Raw genomic sequence first — 17,939 nt, forward strand, 5'->3', positions numbered from 1 at the left:
TGTGGGCGCGTTCGACACTTGCGGCCAATTCGGGCTTTGGTCACACTGCATGACCATCGTGGGAGCATGCCATGCTGTTTGGCCTTGATATTTTCGCCCTTGTGCTGGTCGTGCTCGCGATCATCACCCTGTTCGCCGGCGTCAAGACCGTATCGCAGGGCTACAACTGGACTGTCGAACGGTTCGGCAAATACACCCGCACCTTGCAGCCCGGGCTTACGTTCATCATTCCGTATATCGACCGCGTCGGCACCAAGATGAACATGATGGAGCAGGTGATCGACATCCCGCAGCAGGACGTCATCTCCAAGGACAACGCCACCGTCACGGTCGACGGACTCGCCTTCTTCCAGGTGTTCGATGCTGCAAAAGCCAGTTACGAAGTCGCCGACCTGCAGGAATCCATCGTCAAGCTGACCATGACCAATATCCGCTCGGTGATGGGCGGCATGGACCTCGACGAGATGCTGTCGCATCGCGACGTGATCAACGAACGGCTGCTGCGCGTGGTCGACGCGGCGGTCTCGCCTTGGGGCGTCAAGGTCAACCGCATCGAGATCAAGGATATCGTCCCGCCTGCCGATCTGGTGCAGGCGATGGGACGGCAGATGAAGGCCGAGCGCGAGAAGCGCGCCGAGATCTTGCAGGCGGAGGGGCAGCGCGCCTCCGAAATCCTGCGTGCCGAGGGCGCCAAGCAGGCGCAGATTCTGGAAGCCGAGGGCCGCAAGGAGGCCGCTTTCCGCGATGCCGAGGCGCGCGAGCGCACCGCGCAGGCGGAAGCGAAGGCGACCGAACTGGTCAGCGAAGCGATCGCCCGCGGTGACGTCGCCGCCATCAACTATTTCGTCGCCGAAAAATATCTGACCGCGTTCGGACGCTTCGCCGATTCCGACAACCAGAAAGTCCTGCTGCTGCCGGTCGAAACCATGGGCGTGCTCGGTTCGCTTGCCGGCATCGGCGAAATCGCCAAGGCGACGTTTGGTGGCGATGGCGCGGGCGGCTCGCCCTCGCCGCAGCCGCGGCGTCCGCTCGCCCCGGCAGGTCAGCCCGGCCCCACGGGCCCGGCCGTTCCCGGAGCCCCGGTTTTCACCACGCAGCGCCCATAGCCGCCGCCTGACCGGAGCTTGCCATGCTGGCCTGGATCGTTTCGCTCGGCGCCTGGAACTGGTTCATCCTGGCGGCGCTCCTGCTGCTGCTGGAAGTGCTGACGCCCGGCATGTACATGCTCTGGCTCGGACTTACGGCCATCGTGGTCGGCGCGCTGGCGAGCGCGATGACGATCCCTTGGCAGATGCAATTGATCCTGTTTGCGGTGTTGTCGATCGCGCTTGTGCCGGTGTGGTGGCATTTCGCCCGCAAGGCAGAAAAGCCGCAGGACAACCCGTTCCTCAATCGACGCGCGGAAGGCTATGTCGGCCGGGTGTTCACGCTCGAGACGGCGATCGTCAACGGTGTCGGCGCAATCCGCATCGACGATACGGTGTGGCGCGTCAGCGGTCCGGATTGCCCGGCGGGCGCCAAAGTGCGCGTCGTCCACAGCGACGGGCCGAATCTGACGGTCGAGGCGGAATAAACGCCGGCCGGAATATGGCGGAGAGGGAGGGATTCGAACCCCCGGTACCCTTGCGAGCACGCCGCATTTCGAGTGCGGTGCTTTCAACCACTCAGCCACCTCTCCGCGGGGCCGAACGGGGCGAACCGCCCCAGGACGGGGCGTTACTTAGCCAAGCTGGGTTAACGAAACAAGGGCGGCGCACGCTCCACCAAGGAGGATTCCCGGAACCGCGATGCCATGGACGGGGTCTTGGACCGTGTCTTGGCCGCCGTGTCACCGGAACCCGGTTGGCAGGACGCGCCTGGCCCTCTCCCTGCGATTTGCGTCATGCCCGCGGGGTCGCGGCGCCAGCCAATTGTCCCCGCATAAGCTGGATCTGAGCCGCGAGGAAATCGGCGAAGGCACGCACGTGCGGCACCGATCTGACCTCCTCGCGCACGATCATCCACATCTCCGATTCAACGCCTTTGACCGGCGGCAGACAGCGCACCAGATCGGACTCTTCATCGCCAACGAGGCAAGGCAGCATGGCGATGCCGAGACCCGCCTTCAGCGCCGAGACCAGATTGGCAAGGCTGTTGCTGCGCGCGCTCACCGTCGAATTCGGCGCCGCCTGCATCAGGAAAAGCTGAGCCGGACGCTCGGCAAGCGCGCCATCCATGCCGAGGATCGGATGACCGTCGATCGCCCGCGCGGAATCCGGCGCACCATTCTCGTCGGCATAGGACCGGCTGCAATATACACTCCAGGCTACGTCCGGCAGCCTGCGCGCAACGATGCCGGCGCCATCGGGTCGCGAGCCCGTGCGCAACGCAATGTCGGCGTCACCGCGGGCCAGATCGAAGCGGCGATCGTCGGCCGCCAGTTCGATCAGGATTGCAGGATGCCGTTTTCGAAAATCCGACAACAACGGCGCGACCAACAGACTCGCGAGCGCCTCGCTGGTGGTGAGCCGCACGCGGCCTGACAGCACGCGTTGCTCGGCGTCGATTGCGCTCTCCAGCGCCTTAACCTCGTCCTCGATGCGGTCCGCGACCGCGGCGATGCGCTCACCAAGCGACGTCGGATGATAGCCGCTCTGCCTGCGTTCGAAGAGCGTCACGCCGAGTGCGGATTCAAGTTGGGTTATCCGCCGCATCACCGTCGTCTGGTTGACACCGAGCGCATGCGCGGCACGCAGCGCCGAGCCACCGCGCGCAACAGCCAGGACAATACGAAGGTCCGACCACTCGAGCATCCGCCATTCTGCAAAAACGCAGAACGACTTGGCAATATCGCTGATTGTTGCAGAACGCCGCCGGACGTATCTCAGCCTCATCGGCGAATGAACAATCGCCAAGGAAAACAGAGGGTTGGCTCTCCGCAAAGGACCCGCGAAGAGCGCTGACCCGTCCCGAACGCTGCTTCACCTTCGACTGCAACCGCGCGCATTGACGCGCCACAGATGGAGTCTGCCATGACCGATCTTGTTGTTTATCGCCCCGTCAAGGAACAGAGTCTGGCGGCCCGCGCCCGACAAATCGTCGCCCGGATTGCGCAGGCCATCGAGCGCGCCCTCGTTGCCGCACGGATTAAGCGCGAACTGAGCGCGCTGCCGGACCTGATGCTGCGCGATATCGGGCTCAATCGCAGCGACATCGGCTTTGTCGCCGATGCGCTTGCCTCGGGCCAGAGCGACCCTTCGCGTCCTGCCGTCGATCGCATCAACCGCAGCGCGGCCCGGCGGCGATTGTCACACGGCCGCGACGACCGTCCGGCGCCGCGGGCAATGTTCCGCATGCTGTTCTCGGCGGCCGCTGTTGCAGTCTGCGTGTTGAGCGCCAATTCCGATGCCGGACTGGCACAGGACGCGCAGATCAAGCGCGGGCAGTATCTCGTCACGTTCGGCGGCTGCAACGATTGCCATACGCCAGGTTATTTCTTCGGCAAGCCGGACATGTCGCGCTTTCTGGGCGGTTCGGACGTCGGCTTCGAAATCCCCGGTCTTGGCGTCTTTCACGGCCCCAACCTGACGCCCGATCCCGAGACCGGCCTCGGAGGATGGTCGAGCGATCAGATCGTCGCCGCCATTACCAAAGGCCAGCGTCCGGACGGACGTGAGCTTGCACCGATCATGCCCTGGCACGCTTTCGCGAACCTGACCGCGCAGGATGTGCGCGCCATCGCCGCCTACCTCAAGAGTCTGCCGCCGGTGAAGAACAAGGTGCCGGGACCGTTCGGACCGGACGAGCCGGCGACATCGTTCGTGATGAAGATCGTGCCACCGGCAAAGACCACCGAAGGCACGGCGCCGCAATGACGCGCGCGCCAACCTTGCTCAGCGTTTCAGACAGCGAAGCAGCCATGTCCACGATACAAGGCGCTCATCTCCGTTCCGGGTCATCGTCCGCCTCGAATGTACGCCTTCGCGAGTGCAGGCCTTCGCGAGCGCAAGCCTTTGGTGCTGGGTCTGCTCCATGATCAACTCGCTGGTTTGACAAACCGATCCCGAGCGTCGAAAAATGACGCAAATGCGAAACGAGTTTCGCTGCAGCGAAAATAATGACGGGAGGACGCGATGTTCAAACGGATTGCCGGGATGCTGGCGCTATGTGCCCTGCCGCTGCTGGCGCCGGCGGCATCCGCGCAGCAATTCCCGCAGGGACCGGTCACGATCGTCGTTCCCTATCCCGCCGGCGGCGCCACCGACCTCGTGGCGCGGCTGGTGCAGCCGAAACTGTCCGAGGCCCTCGGCCAGCCGGTTGTGATCGAGAATCGTCCCGGCGCGAGCGGCAATACCGCGACCGCGGCCGTGCTGCGCGGCAAGCCGGACGGGCAGACGATCGTGCTGACCACCAACGCGGTGATGACGCTCAATCCGCATCTGTCCGATCTCGGCTTCGATCCGCTGACGCAGGCCGCGCCGATCACACGCACGTCGCAGTCGGGATTGCTGCTCGCTGTCCACCCTTCGGTGCCGGCGAACACGGTGCAGGAATTCATCGCCTATGCTGCGAAAAATCCCGGCAAGGCGACGTTCGGTACCGGCGGCGCGCCCATGCAGATCATCGGCGAGATGATGGCCAAGCGCGGCAACGTGCAGATGCAGCACATTCCCTATAAGGGCGCAGCGCCGGCCATCAACGATGCGGTCGGCGGGCATATCAATGCCGTGATCATGCAGATCGCGTCGATCACGCCGTTCATCCAGAGCAAGACGTTGCGGCCGCTCGCCGTGACCACCGCGCAGCCGGTCAAGACCTTCCCGGATGTGCCGACGCTGGCCAGCACGTTCCCCGGCATCGAAGGCGTCAACTGGTACGGGTTCTTCGCGCCGGCCGGCACGCCGAAGCCCGTCATCGACAAGCTGAATACAGCCATCGTCGCCGCGCTGAAGGATCCCGCCGTGGTCCAGAAGCTCACCGGCTCCGGCGAAGAGGTGATTGCCGGCACGCCGGAGGAGCTTGCCGAGACGGTACGTCGCGATCACGCCCGCTGGGCCGACTTCCTGAAGCAGCTTCCCGATCTGAAATTGCAGTGATGCGGCTGCGGACAGGCCTTTGCCATGCTTGAAGCAGTGCTCCCGGACGGTGCCAGGCTCGCCTACGACGTTTACGATTTCACCGATCCGTGGCGCGACGCCGAGCCGCTGATCTTCGTCCACGGCTTCAGCAAGAACCGCAAGTTCTGGTACGAATGGCTGCCGGAATTCGCGCGCGATTACCGGGTCTATAATCTCGATATGCGCGGGCACGGCGACTCCAGCGCCGTTGCGCCCGACTTCAAGATGTCGCTCGCACCGTTTGCGCGCGACATCGTCGACTTCATGGACGCGCTCAACATCGACAGCGCGCATTTCATCATGGCAGAGTTCGCGTCCGCCATCGCGATCGAACTCGCGGCCGATTACCCCGATCGCGTCCGCAGCGTCACCATGCCGGGCTTCGGCTATAACTGGCGCGCCGGCACCGTCAGTGCCAAGGCATGGGCCGATCTTCTGCGCGAGAAGGGCACCGCGGCCTGGGCTCAGGAAACCAACACACACCGTCTTCCGGCCGACGCCGATCCGGGCCTGCGTGCCTGGTATATCGCGCAGCAATCGCGGATGCCGGTCGACCTGATGATCAAACTGTTCGACCATGCGATCGATCTCGATCAGACCGAACGCTTGCAGCATTTCAAGGCGCCGGCGCTGATCATGAGCGGCACCAACGCACAACAGGCGACGGCCGACAGCACGCGCCGGGCGGTGGAGCTGATGCCGAATTGCAAGGCCGTGCTGATGGAGGGCATGCCGTTCAACGTCATGACCGCCTGTCCGCAGGCCTGCATCGCCGCGACGAAGGATTTTCTGAGATCGCTGCGCGCGGTTTGAGCGGCGGCTGACCCCAGCCGCATGTATATACATGGATTGACATGTTGTGGGCGTCTGCTATCGTGCGACCTACAACCAATCGCGTCTGCAGCTTCAAATGTCCCGCACCCGCGTATTCAAATCCGGAAACAGCCAGGCGGTCCGCATTCCCGCGGAGATCGCCTACGACAATACGGACATCGAACTCGAAATCTCGCGGATGGGCGACGTCATCACCATCATGCCAGCTCGCGAAAGCTTGCGCGATGTGGTGGCGGCGCTCCGCGAAATGCCGAAGCCGCCGGCCGTCGAGAAGCGCGATCCGATCGACGTGCCGCTGCGCAGACACGACTGACGGCGCGTTAACCGGTGCCGTTCCTGATCGACACGAATATCGCCATTCACGCGCGCGACGGCACTGAGACGGTGCTCGACAAGCTTGCCGAGCATGACGGCGAAATCCTGCTGTCGTCGTTGAGCCTGGCCGAATTGCAGCGCGGCGTATTCAAGGACGCGCGATTCACAGCAATCCGGCAAACGCGGCTTGAGCTTTTGTTGCGCGGCATTCCCGTCATCCCGTTCGACGCCTCCGCAGCGCTCGCCTATGGCCGCATTATCGCGCAATGCGGCTGGGCGAAGGGCCGCGACTTCGACCGCATGATCGCGGCGCACGCGATCTCCAGCGGATCGGTTGTAGTGACCAACAACGAAACGGACTTTCGCGACATTCCAGGGTTGACGATGCAGAACTGGAAGGTGGGAAGATAAAAGCCCGCATGAGCGCAACGAAACCGGGGCAATCACCCGCTCTTGCTACGCTCACACGACCTCGCCTCCTCACAACTTGAACAACGCCTCCGCATTCTTGCCGGAGATTTTCTTCGCCTGATCCGGCGGCAGCGCGTTGACCCGCGCAAGGCAGCCGATCATGTCACCGATATTGTGCGGATAGTCCGAGCCGTAGAGCACGCGATCGGGCGAGCCCGCCACCGAGATGCAAAGCTCCAGCGCGCGCGGATCGTACACCACGGTGTCGTACCAGATGCGCTGCAGATAGGATGATGGCTTGTCCTTGATCACCTCGGCGCAGCCGGGGATCATTTCCCAGCAGCGGTCGAGCCGGCCTGCGAGATAGGGCAGCGTGGCACCGCCATGCGAGGCGATCAGCTTGATGTTCGAATAGGTGTCGAGGAAGCCGGAATAGATCATGCGCGCGAAGGCGAGCGTGGTGTCGCACATGAACCCGATCGGCGGGATCATGTTGAACTGATCCATGTTCTGCTCGCGCACGCCTTGCGGCGCGCCGGGATGCACCAGCACCGGCAGCCCGAGCCTGTCGATTTCCGCCCAAACCGGCGCGAATTTCGGATTGGTGAGGTCCTCGCCATCGATATTGGCAATCACCATCACGCCGACCGCACCATTCTTGACGCAGCGCGCCAGCTCGGACTTGGCATCGTCGGCATATTGGAACGGCAGCGACGCGAACCAGCGGATGCGGTCCGGCTTGGCGCGCTGCTGCTCGGCCATCGAATCGTTGACGATCTGCGCCGCCTTCAGCGCGACCTCGCGCCCACCCCAATAGGCGTTCGGACAGGTCAGCGAGACGATCGCGACATCGACCTTGGCCTCGTCCATTTTCTTGATGCGCAGCTCGTAATCCCACATGCCGGGAAACAGCGTCATGAACGGCGCATCGTAAAGGTGCACCGCGTCCTGGCCGGCGCGGGTCTTTTTCAGTGTGTATTTGCCGGTGCCGTTGGCGCGCAGAAGCTCGAGATAGTCGAGCGTGAGCATGTGGGTGTGAACGTCAATTACTGGCATGCGATGTCCTTTGGAATTTCCTCAGTGCTTTTCTTGCGCGACAATTGTAAAGCCTCGAAGCCGCGACGATCACGCCTACGAATTGCCGCTTTGTTCACTTGATTGAAGGCGGGGAAGATATGGGGTTCTATGGCTATCGCATTTGATCTGGTCGGCCAACAATGGCAGCGGAAGATTATTGTCGTCGCGGCGGCGACAGTCGGAGTGGCTGTCCTGATATCCATGCGGTCGGCGTCGCCTGAAGGCGATTATTGGCACGAGGCGATCGAGCGCATCGGCATCTTCCTCATCCTGGTGGGCATCGTCGGCCGCACCTGGTGCGCCATGTATATCGGCGGCAGCAAGCTCAACCGGCTGGTTACCGAGGGGCCCTATTCGCTGACGCGTAATCCGCTCTACGTCTTTTCCGCGATTGCCGCCTTCGGCCTTGGCGCTCAACTCGGCAGCATCGTTTTCGCGCTGATCTGCGCCGTCGCGACTCTGATGATCTTCGCCCTCGTCATCAGCCACGAGGAGCGGGCGCTGGCGGAGCGCTTTCCCGTGGAGTTTGCCCGCTACAAGGCCCGGGTGCCGCGCCTGCTCCCGGATTTCCGCGGATGGCAGGATGTCGAAACCCTTCTGGTCCGGCCGGCGCTGGTTCGCCGGACCTTCTGGGACGCCTCCTTATTTCTGCTGGCCGCTCCTGGCCTCAAGGCGCTCGAAGCGCTGCGGGACGCCGCTCTGTTTCCGGCACTTTTTCAGCTTTACTGACGGTCTGACAGCCCCATTTCCTTGACTCCGCGGGCTGATCCCCCCATAAACCCGTCCAACGGCGGGCCCCTCTGGGGCCCTTTTCGTGCTGTTTCAGCACGTGCCGGACACCCAGATTTAGACTGAAAGAAGCCGGTCCGGCCTGTCCGAGCCCGGGAACCGAACACGAGGGAAAAACGATGTTCGCAGTCATCAAGACCGGCGGCCTGCAATATTCGGTCGCCGAAGACCAGGTGGTCCGTATTGGCCGCATCGAAGGCGAGCCGGGCCAGATTGTCCAGATCGGCGATGTGCTGATGCTGGGCGGAGACAAGCCGGAATTGGGCGGCCCGACGGTTTCGGGTGCCTCGGTTGCGGTCGAGATCGTGGAACAGAGCCGCGGCCCGAAGGTGATCGCCTTCAAGAAGCGCCGCCGCAAGAATTCCCGGCGCAAGCGCGGCCATCGGCAGGACTATACCGTTGTGCGGGTCTCCGAGATCCTCACCGGCGGCGCCAAGCCGACCAAGGGCCCGAAGCCGAAGCCGGAACGCAAGGCTCCTCCGGCCAAGAAGCCTGCTGAGGACGCCGAAGCGGCGTAGCACCGTCCCCGCGCAGGCGGGGACCTGTAACCGGGCTGCTGGTTATGGATTCCGGTCCCTGGCGTCGCCTCGGCTGGAATGATGACGACAAATGAGATGATTCCGTCACGGAATCGGGTTATGAGACTTTCGAACGAAGGATTTTGAGCCATGGCTCACAAAAAAGCAGGCGGATCATCCCGAAACGGCCGCGACTCCAAGGGTCGCCGGCTCGGCCTGAAGCTGTTCGGCGGCCAGATCGCCATTCCGGGCAATATCATCGCGCGTCAGCGCGGCACCGTGTGGCATCCGGGCGCCAATGTCGGCATCGGCAAGGACCATACGCTGTTCGCTCTCACCGAAGGCCGCGTTGCGTTCACGGCGAAAGCCAACGGCCGCACGCTGATTTCCGTCGTACCGATGACGGAAGCAGCGGCAGAGTAAACGGCGCATCTCTCGATCGAGGTCCGCCGGTTCACAGTCGAACCCGGGGGACCGCAAAGGGCTCCAAGTTTGAGGGGGAGACGGGTGAACCGGCTCCCCCTCAAACTTTTTGGAAAGGAGCCTGACCATGACCTGCCTGGACCTCGAAACCCGAACCTATCGGGAAGGCTGTATCCCCGTCCTCGAGACCGAGCGGCTGATGTTGCGCGCGCCGAAACTCGAGGACGCTAAGCACGTAGCCGCGCTCGCCAACGACAGGCGTATTGCCGAAAACACGCGACGAATCCCGCATCCCTATACGCTCGCCGATGCGGAGGATTTCATCGCCACCGCCAACACGCCACAAGGCCCGCACGCGCGGAGCCTGACCTTTCTGATCGCGACCCATCGCGGCCTGCCGGTCGGCGCCTGCGGCATTGCAACGCATGACGAAGCCGCGCCGGAGATCGGCTATTGGCTCGGGGTCAAGCATTGGGGCCAGGGTTATGCCACCGAGGCGGTGCGCGCCGTCATCGACTTCGCCTTCACCGAACTCGCGCATGACAGCCTCTGCGCCGGCGCCCGCGTGACCAACCCGGCATCGCGCCGGGTTCTGGAAAAATGCGGGTTCCAGTGGACCGGCGTCGGGCTCTGCCGCATCCACGCGCTCAATTCATCGGCGCCGATCGACCGCTTCCGGCTGGACCGCGGATTGTGGACCGCGCTCCGCCGCTGGAGCGATGTGAAACGGGTCTCCTGACGCGGCCGCCAGTTCCGGACGGGGCCCCGCCCTGTCCGGACCGCCAATGAGCGGTGGAAATTTTCCCCGTTTTCTGGTAGGAACCCAAGGCCTTGCGAGATGTTCTCCTGGACGCTCGTGGCGGCGGACATCTCGTTAATTTGGGGAAATAGACGTGGCTACAGGTACCGTGAAGTGGTTCAACGCGACCAAGGGTTTTGGCTTCATCCAGCCGCAAGGCGGCGGCAAGGATGTGTTCGTGCACATTTCTGCAGTGCAGCGGGCAGGCCTGACCGGTCTGAATGAAGGCCAGCAGATCGAATACGAAATCGTGTCCAATCGCGGACGCGAGTCGGCGGAAAATCTGAAGGTTTAATCGGTTCGAATGCGGCCCGGCTTGAGCCAGCCGCTGCCGGACCATCGAGGTCGAAAAGCCCGGCGCGCCAGCCGGGCTTTTTTAATGCGGAACCCGCGATGGTAACCCGCATGCGCGACGGCGTTACGCCGCCGCCCGCAGCGGCAAACAAGCCTCCGCGATCGCGGTGACATGCCGGTGATCGGTGCCGCAACAACCGCCCATGATATTAAAGCGGGTGCCTAGCGCCCCACGCAGATTGGCGTAGCGGCGGCCGAGATCGACCGGATCGCCGGCATCGAGATCGGTCGAATTGTCGAGTTCGGCATGACTGCGCGTCGATGCATTGGCGCGCAATCCGCGCAGCCGCATCAGCCAGGCTTCGCCCTTCTCCAGCGCATCCACGAAGTGGGTCGGGTGGGCGCAGTTGATCATGTAATAGGCCGGCGCGCCGGACGTGGCATCGTCGGTCTTCTCGATCGCCTCGCGCATGGTTTCACCGCTCGGCAATCGCCCGTCAGTCTCTGTGGTGAACGAGATCACGACCGGCATCTCCACCGCCGCGGCCGCGCGCGCGATGCCGATCGCCTCGCCGGAATGCGTCATGGTGAAGCCGCTGATCAGATCGGCCTCGGTGTCGGCGAACAGGTCGCACTGGAAGGCGTGATAGCGCATCGCCTCCGCGCCGGTCATCATCCGGTCCGCGGAATAGCCGTCGCCGCGCGGACCGATATTGCCGGAGATCGGCATCGGACATTGCGGCGTTTCGTGCTCGTCACGCAGCGCCACCAGGAGCGCGATGGCCTTGCGGTTCAGCGCGATGAGGTCGGACGGCGAGTAGCCGAGCTTGGCACCCCAGTCCGGGCTTGCGCGCCAGGACGTGCTTTCCAGAATGAAGCCGGCATTGCGCGCTTTGGCGATGGCGATGTGGCGCACGAAATAGTCGCGCAGCCGCCGCTCGCCCTCTTCGCTGTCATGCAGCGCGATCGATGCAAAATGCGGCAGGTCGATGCCATCATGGAATATCAGTGTGGTTTCGAGCCCTGAATCGGTCAGAAACATCCTGTCGCCGAGTTGCGGCAAATTGGAGCGATATTTCGCCATCGTCGGAATCCTTCCTCTGGACACAGCAAACCGGCGCGCAGCGGGATCGCGGCCGGCGGGCTTGTTTAGTCGCGCCGGAATAGACTTGGGTTCACGCACAAACCACCGGGTGCATGGTGCAGACAAGGCAAAACATCGGTTTTGGCCGTACTTGCAAGGCTTTACGGACGATCTGCAAAGCGGTCTGACGGCCTTCGCAGCACCAGAAGCGGTTTCGAACTCGCCAAGCGTTGCTGCTGCGCTACCTCGGCCATGACCAGCAGGTACTGGACGATCTATTCAATCGCGAGGTGCACGAGCGATCTCGATGCACTGGCAGACATGGCCGCGATTTTGATCCAGGGCGCGCTGGTGCTGTCACGTGCGTTGCGCGATCCGAAAATCCCGGCGCAGCAGGTGATGCTGTATCGCGACTTCGTGCGCTGCGTGTTTGCTAAGGGTTAGCATCGTCGACTCCCTCCCCCTGAAAGGGGGAGGGCTGGGGAGGGGGTCGGGCACGCGATGACCCCACCCGACTCCCTTCGGCAGTCGACCTCCCCCGTTCAGGGGGAGGTCGAGTTCATTCAGTGATGCGAATGCCCGCCGCCTGCGGGTGCACCGCCGCCGATCGGCCCGACCTTGTATTCGACGTCGACCTTGCCGGCCTTCTCGAACACCAGCGTGCCCTTCACCGCCTCGCCTTCCTTCAGGCCGGTCTTCAGGTCCATGAACATGACATGAAAACCGCCGGGCTTCAGTTCGACCGTTTCGCCCGGCTTGATCTCGAGCCCCTTCGACAACTCGCGCATCTTCATGATGCCGCCTTCGACTGCCATTTCGTGAACTTCGAAGCGTCCGGCGAACGGCACCGTGCCGCCGATCAGCCGGTCCGGCTCCTTGCCGGTATTGGTGATCTTCATGAAGCCGCCCGCGACCTTGGCGCCGCCCGGCGTCGCGCGCGCCCACGGCGCCTCGATGGTCAGCGATCCGACCTTGTAGACCTTGCTGTCCGCCATCGCAGCATGACCGCCGCCGTGCCCGCTGTGCTGCGCGAGGATGATCAGCGCCGGCGCCGGAGCCTTCAGCGCGTGCCGGTCCTGCCCCGGCGCCGGAATGTCGGCCCAGCGCGCTTCGCCCTTCTCGCATTCCTGCGTCACCGGGATGTAGAGCGGCCCTGGCTTGAGATCGCCGGCCAGAAATCCGGCGAACACGAACTCATCGTAATGTTCGTCCGGCAGCTTGCCGCCGCTCCACACGATTTCCCTCACGCCTTCGCTGAGCTGCTGGCCGTGATAATAGGGATAGGTCTTGTCGTATTTTCCCGTCACCGTCTCGAGCTGCCAGCCCGGCTTGGGCATCGGCTTCACGGCGATGACGCCATCGGGAATTTGTGCGCGCACCTTCAGGGTGGCGGCACCGTCGCAGCCATGCGGGATCCGCAGCGTCGCCTTGTAGGGCGCGCCGGCTTTCGCCTCGCGGACTTCGAGTGTGACATGAGCCAGCGCCGAAGCCGCAGCAAACGTGACGCCAAATGCGATGGACGATGCAAGCAAGGTCTTGCGGGACATGATTTCTCTCCAGTGATCTGTGTGGGGTTGCGCCGCGCAAGGCGGCCGGCAGTCACACAGTTAGCGGAGGCGCGCGCGCGGGTCCGTCGCGCGCAGGACTTTCAGCCTGCCTGCCGCGCGATCTTTCGACATCGGGCGCGATCGGTTGCGCAACCGTCAGGTAAGCCGGCGTCACCGTGCCGGGCAACAGGACGGCGGCGGGGCCGCAGGCGCCACAAAAGACGCATTGCAACTTGCCCTTGGCCGGGGGCCCGGCCGGATCGTCCGCGTCGGGCGCCACCGCGTTTGCACTGACGGAGCAATAGACGGCGAGGGTGCCGTCGGCGCGCACCTGCATCGGCGCCAACGTCGCGAACACCGCCTGCAACGCGAGTGCATAGGCCGCGACCAAAGCGGCCATCGCACGCAGTTTTCCGAGCGGAAAGGCGTCCATCATGCGGAAGGCGATAGCAAATCCGCGCGCCGGACACCACCGCAACCGGTCACGGCTTGCGGCCATGCGGATGATGGCCGTCCGCCGCACCATGCCCGGGGCCGTGATGTGCGTCGCCGCTGACCATCACCAGACCCTCGAATTTCGAGAACAAGGCCAGGCGCTCCGGCGGAATTCTGGCTTCCGCCGCGGCGAGGCTGGTGGACAGCGTTTTTGCCGCCGCCGCCGGAAGACCGACCTTGGTCAGGACCTCGGTCTTCTTCAGATCGTCGCCCGCGCACAGCACGACGTCCCAGGCCTGCCCCTTCTTGCGCAGCAAGGCGCGGCCGCCCATGTCGCCCTGCGACCAGCCGGCAATGGCGTGATCGCCCGACACCACCACAGGATCGACGACAAGCCGGGACTCCGGCTTGTCGAAGGTGGACATCAGGACATGGCGGATGGCGTCCTGATCGGACGCGGCAGCCGGTACGGTCCAGGTCAGCGCCACCATTGCAGCTGCGGCGCAAACACTCAGGAGCTTCGATTTGTGGTTCATGACATCACCATTTCATCTTCATGCCGGCAAAAACCGCGCGCCCGGTGCCAGGCTCGAACAGGGCCGACTGTTTCGTCGCAACATCGATGATGCTCGCGCTTGCGATATAGGTCTTGTTCGCAAGATTGCGGCCCTCGATATAAACTGAGAAGTTGGTGTCGCGCTCGAAGCCGGCGCGGATGCCCCAGAGCATATAGGGATCCGTCATCATCGAATTCACGCTGTCGACGAAATAGCCCTGCGGGATCCACTCGATATTGGGGCCCAAAAAGATCCCCGACGGATGCTTGTAGAGCAACTCTGCCCGCATCACCTGAGGCGGAATCCCCGGCAGATCGTTGTTGCCGAACCGCGCATCGTTGTCGAAGTAAAAATCGTTATAGGTATAGGCCAGTTGAAGCCACAGCTTGTCCGGATCGGGTCCATGCACGAACATGGACTTGAGCACATTGGCGCCGATGCCGAATTCGAAACCCTGATGGATGGTGCGGTCGGCATTGGTGACGTTGCAATTGCCGAACGTGCTGTAGAGGCATTGCAGCTCGTTCTGGATTTCGGAGCGGTACAGCGCGATGTCCCATGAGTAATCCGGCCTCTTGCCGCGCGTTCCGATCTCATAGGTCGTCGCCCGCTGCGCCTTGATATCGGTGAAGGGTATATTCGGCAGGTTCGGCGCGACAAACGGGATCGGCGCGACGCTTTCGCCGAAGCTTGGCACTTCGGCGCTGCGCGAGATATTCGCGTAGACCTGCGCGGTCGGATCAACATCCCAGAGAAATCCGAACTTCGGACTCCAGATTTCGAAATTGCTTTCGCCCGACTGATCGCCGTTCGACAGAAACCGGTCGGTTCGCTGGCGCGAGGCGCGCAGGAACTGGGTGCCGGCGACCGCTGCCACGTTTGGAAGGAAATAGAACGAGTTCTCGGCATAGGCCGAGGTATTCTTCGACTTGTCGAGCGACGCCGAGAGCAGTGCGCCCTTGATCGCCAACGGGCCGTTGCCGAATTGCTGGTTGTCGATCTGACCATTGTGAATATTGACGCCGGCCACCAGCCGATTGCGGAAGCCATAGAGGTTGCGGTCGTCGACCACCCGGCCGAAGCCACCGTAATCGTCGTAGGAATAGTCGAGCCACTGGAAGATCGGATGCATCAGGTGCCGATCGACATTGAATGCACCGAATTCGACGGTCGTCGTCTCGCTCAGCCTGATCGCGGTCTTGTTGGCGATGCGGTTGGAGTTGATGTTGCGCTGCCAGTCGTTGGCCGTGTTCACGGTCGCCGCTTTGCGGGGATCGTTGAGCGCCGCATCTTTGGTCACCGAGCCCGGAATCCGCTGCTCGATTGTATTGCCGTTGAAGTAGAAGCGGGTCTCGATGTCCGGCGTAATCTTGTAGCCAAAGTTGGCTGAACCCCGCATCAGGTTGCCGTTGCTGTGGTCGCGGAACCCGTCCTGCACCTGATAGGAGCCGGTGACGAAATAGTCGAACGGGCCGACCGCCGCGCCGGAACTCGCCTGGATACGGCGATAGCCAAAGCTTCCGACGTCGGCACTCATCGCGAAGGGTCGCGCATCGCGACCGCTCGGCGTCACGAAGTTGATCGCACCGCCGAGCGAATTCGCACCGAATTGCACCGCGCTTGCTCCGCGCCAGACCTCGGTAAAGCGATACGCCGTCGGATCGATTTCCTGGAAATCGAAATAGCCGTCGGCAGTGTTGATCGGGATGACGCCGTCCATATAGAGCTGCAAGGAGCGGCCGTGGAAGTTGCGCGATAGCCCCGAACCGCGGATCGACAGCCGCGTGTCCTCGCCCCATTTCGGCTGCGCCCAGACGCCGGGAACATATTCCAGAATGTCCTTGATCGTGGATACGTTGCGATCCCGGAGCTCATCCGACGGCACGATGGCGACCGCGCCGAGCGACTGGTTCAGCTCGCGGCGCGCTAAGTCCACGGTCGGGACGGTAAGGCTCTGGGTTGCCGGTGCGGCCGGTTCGCCTTGCCCGGCGGCCGGCGTGGCGCCGGGAGCAGATTGTGCCGGCGCGGGCTGACGGCGCGCGGTTGTTGCGGCGGGCGCGGATTCAACGGTGATGGGCGGAAGCGTGGAATTTTGCGCAGCCGCCATCTGCGGCAGAATCGCCGCGGCGGCCGACAGCGCGCAGGATGCGCGCCACAGACGTGACATGATCAATCTCCGGTAACGATGCGATGGATGCGGCCAGAGGCCGCGTTCGATCAGACCGTCAGCGGAGGCGCGCGGATGGACCCGGAACGGATCGCATGCCGGACCGGCGCAACATCCGGCGCCGGCGCGAACACGACGAGAGAAGCGGAATGGAGCGGCGCCGGTTCGGCAACCGGATCGGGCAGAACCGCTGCTGCGGCCAGAGCCGATCCGCACAGGACGCAATGAAATTTGCCGGCTGCGGGCGCGGGTGCATCAGGATTGGCGGGGTCCGCCGGACCTGCGTTACCGCTGCCGAAACAGAGAACGTGCCAGCCGGCGATATCGGAGGCCTGAGCATTGGCCGGAAGTGGCGCGAAGGCCGCGAACAGGGTCTGCAGCGCAATGGCATAGGCCGCGATCAGACCGATCGCTGCCCGAAACCGCACGCTTTTGACGAAACCCGACATTCCAACCCCACCCGGATTTACCCTTATCAGCGATAAATTCGCGGGTGAAGTCCTGCATCCTCACCTATATTGACGCACATGAAATTCCTCGACGAAGCCAAGATCTATATCCAGTCCGGCGCAGGCGGAAACGGCTGCGTCTCGTTCCGGCGCGAAAAATTCATTGAGTTCGGCGGGCCCAATGGCGGCGATGGCGGGCATGGTGGCGACGTGATTGCGCGCGCAGTGGACGGGCTCAACACCCTGATCGACTACCGCTATCTGCAGCACCACAAGGCGGAGCGCGGCGGCAACGGCATGGGCAAGGACCGCCATGGCGCCAACGGCAAGGACCTGATCCTGAAGGTGCCGGTCGGCACCCAGATCTATGAGGAAGACGGCGAGACGCTGCTGGCCGATCTCGATCACCTCGGCGCCGAGGTGCTGCTGGCCAAGGGCGGCAATGGCGGCTTCGGCAACGCGCACTTCAAGTCATCAACCAATCGCGCACCGCGCCACGCCAATCCCGGTCAGCCTGCGGTCGAGATGACGATCCGGCTACGTCTCAAGCTGATCGCGGATGCCGGCCTGGTCGGCCTGCCGAATGCCGGCAAGTCGACATTCCTGGCCACCGTCAGCGCCGCCAAACCGAAGATTGCGGATTATCCGTTCACCACGCTGCATCCGCAGCTTGGCGTGTTCGCGGTCGACGGCCGCGAATTCGTGATGGCCGACCTGCCCGGCCTGATCGAGGGCGCGCATGAGGGGATCGGCCTCGGCGATCGCTTCCTCGGTCATATCGAACGCTGCCGGGTGGTGCTGCATCTTGTCGATGGCACATCAGAGGATGTCGGCGCCGCCTATCGCGTCGTGCGCCACGAACTCGAAGCCTATGGCGAAGGTCTGGCCGACAAGCCGGAAATCTTGGCGCTGTCGAAATGCGACGCCATGACCGAGGACGAGATCAAGGCCCAGATCAAGGCGCTGAAGAAAGCCGCCAAGAAGACGCCGCTGGTGCTGTCGTCGCAATCGGGCCAGGGCGTGAAGGAGGTGCTGCGCGCGCTGCTCGACGTGATCGACGAATCGCGCGCGGAGGCCGAGCCCAGTCCGGAAGAAGCGGAAGCCTGGCAGCCGTAGCTTAGCGTTTCTTTTCCTCTCCCCAGTC

22 protein-coding genes, 1 tRNA gene and 1 pseudogene are annotated in these 17,939 nt (G+C 63.4%); 15 read left to right on the forward strand and 9 right to left on the reverse strand.

Annotation, left to right across the window (positions count from 1 at the left end):
• Positions 1-71 precede the first annotated feature (71 nt).
• Positions 72-1,106, forward strand: a complete 1,035-nt coding sequence (locus tag AC5I5I_RS03095) for an SPFH domain-containing protein (protein WP_495969726.1) — start codon at positions 72-74, stop codon at positions 1,104-1,106.
• A 23-nt stretch (positions 1,107-1,129) separates the two neighbouring features.
• Entirely contained in the window at positions 1,130-1,573 is a 444-nt protein-coding gene (locus AC5I5I_RS03100) for an NfeD family protein (RefSeq protein ID WP_495969728.1), read from the forward strand.
• 15 nt (positions 1,574-1,588) lie between these two features.
• On the opposite strand, the gene AC5I5I_RS03105 is transcribed toward AC5I5I_RS03100, so the two are convergent.
• Together AC5I5I_RS03105 and AC5I5I_RS03110 are read right to left on the reverse strand one after the other, a co-directional pair.
• Positions 1,589-1,678, reverse strand: a tRNA-Ser gene (locus tag AC5I5I_RS03105).
• A 202-nt stretch (positions 1,679-1,880) separates the two neighbouring features.
• Positions 1,881-2,792: a LysR family transcriptional regulator gene (locus AC5I5I_RS03110; RefSeq protein WP_495969730.1), complete on the reverse strand. Its 912-nt coding sequence runs from the start codon at positions 2,790-2,792 to the stop codon at positions 1,881-1,883.
• Between the two features lie 219 nt (positions 2,793-3,011).
• Here AC5I5I_RS03110 and AC5I5I_RS03115 point away from each other — a divergent pair.
• The 6 genes and pseudogenes from AC5I5I_RS03115 to AC5I5I_RS03140 form a co-directional block, all read left to right on the forward strand.
• Positions 3,012-3,182 (forward strand): annotated as a pseudogene (locus tag AC5I5I_RS03115) (YjiS-like domain-containing protein); the annotation flags it as partial.
• A gap of 141 nt (positions 3,183-3,323) precedes the next feature.
• Entirely contained in the window at positions 3,324-3,854 is a 531-nt protein-coding gene (locus AC5I5I_RS03120; RefSeq protein ID WP_495969849.1) for a c-type cytochrome, read from the forward strand.
• Positions 3,855-4,112: 258 nt separating this feature from the next.
• Positions 4,113-5,075 carry a Bug family tripartite tricarboxylate transporter substrate binding protein gene (locus AC5I5I_RS03125; RefSeq protein WP_495969732.1) on the forward strand — a complete coding sequence of 321 codons (963 nt, stop codon included), beginning with the start codon at positions 4,113-4,115 and terminating at the stop codon, positions 5,073-5,075.
• Between the two features lie 24 nt (positions 5,076-5,099).
• Positions 5,100-5,909, forward strand: coding sequence for an alpha/beta fold hydrolase (locus AC5I5I_RS03130; protein WP_495969734.1), 810 nt, complete (start codon positions 5,100-5,102; stop codon positions 5,907-5,909).
• Positions 5,910-6,006: 97 nt separating this feature from the next.
• A complete protein-coding gene (locus tag AC5I5I_RS03135; protein WP_495969736.1) occupies positions 6,007-6,243 on the forward strand; it encodes an antitoxin in 237 nt (78 codons plus the stop codon).
• 14 nt (positions 6,244-6,257) lie between these two features.
• Entirely contained in the window at positions 6,258-6,656 is a 399-nt protein-coding gene (locus AC5I5I_RS03140; RefSeq protein WP_495969738.1) for a type II toxin-antitoxin system VapC family toxin, read from the forward strand.
• A 69-nt stretch (positions 6,657-6,725) separates the two neighbouring features.
• Here the strand turns inward: AC5I5I_RS03140 and AC5I5I_RS03145 are convergent, their stop codons facing one another.
• Positions 6,726-7,712, reverse strand: a complete 987-nt coding sequence (locus AC5I5I_RS03145) for an amidohydrolase family protein (protein ID WP_495969740.1) — start codon at positions 7,710-7,712, stop codon at positions 6,726-6,728.
• Between the two features lie 222 nt (positions 7,713-7,934).
• On the opposite strand from AC5I5I_RS03145, the gene AC5I5I_RS03150 reads away from it, so the two are divergent.
• The 5 genes from AC5I5I_RS03150 (at position 7,935) to AC5I5I_RS03170 (ending at position 10,557) form a co-directional block, all read left to right on the forward strand.
• Positions 7,935-8,462, forward strand: a complete 528-nt coding sequence (locus AC5I5I_RS03150; RefSeq protein ID WP_495969742.1) for a methyltransferase family protein — start codon at positions 7,935-7,937, stop codon at positions 8,460-8,462.
• Between the two features lie 179 nt (positions 8,463-8,641).
• Positions 8,642-9,040 carry a 50S ribosomal protein L21 gene (gene rplU, locus AC5I5I_RS03155; protein ID WP_495969744.1) on the forward strand — a complete coding sequence of 133 codons (399 nt, stop codon included), beginning with the start codon at positions 8,642-8,644 and terminating at the stop codon, positions 9,038-9,040.
• Positions 9,041-9,190: 150 nt separating this feature from the next.
• The gene (rpmA, locus tag AC5I5I_RS03160) at positions 9,191-9,463 is read left to right on the forward strand and encodes a 50S ribosomal protein L27 (RefSeq protein WP_495969746.1); all 273 of its coding nucleotides are present in this window, start codon (positions 9,191-9,193) and stop codon (positions 9,461-9,463) included.
• Positions 9,464-9,590: 127 nt separating this feature from the next.
• The gene (locus AC5I5I_RS03165; protein ID WP_495969748.1) at positions 9,591-10,202 is read left to right on the forward strand and encodes a GNAT family N-acetyltransferase; all 612 of its coding nucleotides are present in this window, start codon (positions 9,591-9,593) and stop codon (positions 10,200-10,202) included.
• Between the two features lie 154 nt (positions 10,203-10,356).
• Positions 10,357-10,557: a cold-shock protein gene (locus AC5I5I_RS03170; protein WP_495969750.1), complete on the forward strand. Its 201-nt coding sequence runs from the start codon at positions 10,357-10,359 to the stop codon at positions 10,555-10,557.
• 123 nt (positions 10,558-10,680) lie between these two features.
• Here AC5I5I_RS03170 and AC5I5I_RS03175 read toward each other — a convergent pair whose 3' ends face one another.
• Positions 10,681-11,640 carry a homocysteine S-methyltransferase family protein gene (locus AC5I5I_RS03175; RefSeq protein WP_495969752.1) on the reverse strand — a complete coding sequence of 320 codons (960 nt, stop codon included), beginning with the start codon at positions 11,638-11,640 and terminating at the stop codon, positions 10,681-10,683.
• Positions 11,641-11,892: 252 nt separating this feature from the next.
• Here AC5I5I_RS03175 and AC5I5I_RS03180 point away from each other — a divergent pair, with 252 nt between their 5' ends.
• Positions 11,893-12,084 carry a hypothetical protein gene (locus AC5I5I_RS03180; RefSeq protein ID WP_495969754.1) on the forward strand — a complete coding sequence of 64 codons (192 nt, stop codon included), beginning with the start codon at positions 11,893-11,895 and terminating at the stop codon, positions 12,082-12,084.
• A 119-nt stretch (positions 12,085-12,203) separates the two neighbouring features.
• On the opposite strand, the gene AC5I5I_RS03185 is transcribed toward AC5I5I_RS03180, so the two are convergent.
• The 5 genes from AC5I5I_RS03185 to AC5I5I_RS03205 are packed head-to-tail and all read right to left on the reverse strand — an operon-like array spanning position 12,204 to position 16,795.
• The gene (locus AC5I5I_RS03185; protein WP_495969756.1) at positions 12,204-13,187 is read right to left on the reverse strand and encodes a DUF1775 domain-containing protein; all 984 of its coding nucleotides are present in this window, start codon (positions 13,185-13,187) and stop codon (positions 12,204-12,206) included.
• A gap of 52 nt (positions 13,188-13,239) precedes the next feature.
• Complete coding sequence (locus AC5I5I_RS03190; protein WP_495969758.1) at positions 13,240-13,686, reverse strand: DUF2946 family protein; 447 nt, start codon at positions 13,684-13,686, stop codon at positions 13,240-13,242.
• A complete protein-coding gene (locus AC5I5I_RS03195; protein WP_495969760.1) occupies positions 13,670-14,158 on the reverse strand; it encodes a copper uptake system-associated protein in 489 nt (162 codons plus the stop codon). The genes AC5I5I_RS03190 and AC5I5I_RS03195 overlap by 17 nt, the downstream gene beginning before the upstream one ends.
• A gap of 4 nt (positions 14,159-14,162) precedes the next feature.
• Positions 14,163-16,346 carry a TonB-dependent receptor domain-containing protein gene (locus AC5I5I_RS03200; protein WP_495969762.1) on the reverse strand — a complete coding sequence of 728 codons (2,184 nt, stop codon included), beginning with the start codon at positions 16,344-16,346 and terminating at the stop codon, positions 14,163-14,165.
• Positions 16,347-16,396: 50 nt separating this feature from the next.
• Positions 16,397-16,795, reverse strand: coding sequence for a DUF2946 family protein (locus tag AC5I5I_RS03205; RefSeq protein WP_495969764.1), 399 nt, complete (start codon positions 16,793-16,795; stop codon positions 16,397-16,399).
• Between the two features lie 78 nt (positions 16,796-16,873).
• Between AC5I5I_RS03205 and obgE the strand changes: the two genes are divergently transcribed.
• The gene (gene obgE, locus AC5I5I_RS03210) at positions 16,874-17,911 is read left to right on the forward strand and encodes a GTPase ObgE (protein WP_495969766.1); all 1,038 of its coding nucleotides are present in this window, start codon (positions 16,874-16,876) and stop codon (positions 17,909-17,911) included.
• Positions 17,912-17,939 lie beyond the last annotated feature (28 nt).

The sequence above is a fragment of the Pseudorhodoplanes sp. genome (assembly GCF_059499825.1).

Bases quoted from the DNA above. Each gene is read 5' to 3' on its own strand.
- obgE (WP_495969766.1), top strand. From the start codon at position 16,874: ATGAAATTCCTCGACGAAGCCAAGATCTATATCCAGTCCGGCGCAGGC.
- AC5I5I_RS03190 (WP_495969758.1), bottom strand. From the start codon at position 13,686: ATGGCCGCAAGCCGTGACCGGTTGCGGTGGTGTCCGGCGCGCGGATTT.
- AC5I5I_RS03145 (WP_495969740.1), bottom strand. From the start codon at position 7,712: ATGCCAGTAATTGACGTTCACACCCACATGCTCACGCTCGACTATCTC.
- AC5I5I_RS03165 (WP_495969748.1), top strand. From the start codon at position 9,591: ATGACCTGCCTGGACCTCGAAACCCGAACCTATCGGGAAGGCTGTATC.
- AC5I5I_RS03095 (WP_495969726.1), top strand. From the start codon at position 72: ATGCTGTTTGGCCTTGATATTTTCGCCCTTGTGCTGGTCGTGCTCGCG.
- AC5I5I_RS03200 (WP_495969762.1), bottom strand. From the start codon at position 16,346: ATGTCACGTCTGTGGCGCGCATCCTGCGCGCTGTCGGCCGCCGCGGCG.
- AC5I5I_RS03150 (WP_495969742.1), top strand. From the start codon at position 7,935: ATGCGGTCGGCGTCGCCTGAAGGCGATTATTGGCACGAGGCGATCGAG.
- AC5I5I_RS03125 (WP_495969732.1), top strand. From the start codon at position 4,113: ATGTTCAAACGGATTGCCGGGATGCTGGCGCTATGTGCCCTGCCGCTG.
- AC5I5I_RS03100 (WP_495969728.1), top strand. From the start codon at position 1,130: ATGCTGGCCTGGATCGTTTCGCTCGGCGCCTGGAACTGGTTCATCCTG.
- AC5I5I_RS03180 (WP_495969754.1), top strand. From the start codon at position 11,893: ATGACCAGCAGGTACTGGACGATCTATTCAATCGCGAGGTGCACGAGC.
- AC5I5I_RS03185 (WP_495969756.1), bottom strand. From the start codon at position 13,187: ATGTCCCGCAAGACCTTGCTTGCATCGTCCATCGCATTTGGCGTCACG.
- AC5I5I_RS03205 (WP_495969764.1), bottom strand. From the start codon at position 16,795: ATGTCGGGTTTCGTCAAAAGCGTGCGGTTTCGGGCAGCGATCGGTCTG.
- AC5I5I_RS03120 (WP_495969849.1), top strand. From the start codon at position 3,324: ATGTTCCGCATGCTGTTCTCGGCGGCCGCTGTTGCAGTCTGCGTGTTG.
- AC5I5I_RS03130 (WP_495969734.1), top strand. From the start codon at position 5,100: ATGCTTGAAGCAGTGCTCCCGGACGGTGCCAGGCTCGCCTACGACGTT.
- rpmA (WP_495969746.1), top strand. From the start codon at position 9,191: ATGGCTCACAAAAAAGCAGGCGGATCATCCCGAAACGGCCGCGACTCC.
- AC5I5I_RS03110 (WP_495969730.1), bottom strand. From the start codon at position 2,792: ATGCTCGAGTGGTCGGACCTTCGTATTGTCCTGGCTGTTGCGCGCGGT.
- AC5I5I_RS03195 (WP_495969760.1), bottom strand. From the start codon at position 14,158: ATGAACCACAAATCGAAGCTCCTGAGTGTTTGCGCCGCAGCTGCAATG.
- AC5I5I_RS03175 (WP_495969752.1), bottom strand. From the start codon at position 11,640: ATGGCGAAATATCGCTCCAATTTGCCGCAACTCGGCGACAGGATGTTT.
- rplU (WP_495969744.1), top strand. From the start codon at position 8,642: ATGTTCGCAGTCATCAAGACCGGCGGCCTGCAATATTCGGTCGCCGAA.
- AC5I5I_RS03135 (WP_495969736.1), top strand. From the start codon at position 6,007: ATGTCCCGCACCCGCGTATTCAAATCCGGAAACAGCCAGGCGGTCCGC.